At 39.6% G+C, this 920-nt stretch carries 1 pseudogene; it reads left to right on the forward strand.

Annotation, left to right across the window (positions count from 1 at the left end):
* Positions 1-267 precede the first annotated feature (267 nt).
* Positions 268-920, forward strand: a pseudogene (locus CWB66_RS22805) (IS5 family transposase); the annotation flags it as partial.

A 920-nucleotide genomic window follows, 5' to 3' on the forward strand; every position in this document is an offset into this window, starting at 1 on the left:
AGAGTCCATATAAGGCCCTAATATAAAGCGACGTTTTTAGTGTAGATCGAAATAAAATTTTTGCAGGAATGTGCTAGGTTATATTTTCAAAACAGAAGAAATCAAGGCTTTCATCAGTCAAATAATAATTAAGGCAAGCCCTTTGCTTGACTAGCCAAAATATTTCATATTATTACTAGGGGCTGTTGATCTTTCAAGTATACTTTTTAAACAGCATAGTGAGCAGGTATAATTTACTTCGCCAAAAACAAAAAATAGCGACTCACTATGCCAAGGCTAATGTTAACAGATGAACGTTGGGAAATCCTGTACAAAGCAATGTTAAGTTCGGGGAGAATTTATGATAAGCCAGCGCATCGAATAACGATGGAAGGAATACTTTATCGGATGCGAACAGGTTTGCCATGGCGTGATTTACCAAAAGAATTTGGGTGCTGGAGCAAGGTCTTTCGACGATTTAACCTATGGTCAAGCAAAGGGGTTTTATCTCATGCTTTCAATACATTAGTGGATTCTGAAGACGTCGAATGGCTCTTTATAGATGGGGGAGTATTATCAGTGCTCATCAACATGGAACAGGGGCAGCTTCTTCAGCGACCGAAGATATAGGGAAAAGCCGAGGAGGCAACTCAACCAAGATCCATTTAGCGGTAGATAGCGGCGGCTTACCTGTTTACTTTGAGCTTTCACAAGGGCAAGTAAACGATATCGTTCATGCAAAAAGTTTGGTAGAAAACTCGCCAAAAGCTGAACATGTTGTCGCAGATAAGGGTTACGATAGCGACACTTTTCGTGAGGAAGTAGAAAAAATGGGAGCAGATTCAACAATTCCAAGAAGAAAACACCAGAAGAAAGGGAATGAGGATGTTGATTGGTGCTTATATAGATACAGGCATTTAGTTGAAAATGCATTTGGTAGA

Source organism: Pseudoalteromonas sp. S558 (assembly GCF_005886635.1).
Taxonomy (GTDB): Bacteria; Pseudomonadota; Gammaproteobacteria; order Enterobacterales; family Alteromonadaceae; genus Pseudoalteromonas; species Pseudoalteromonas aliena.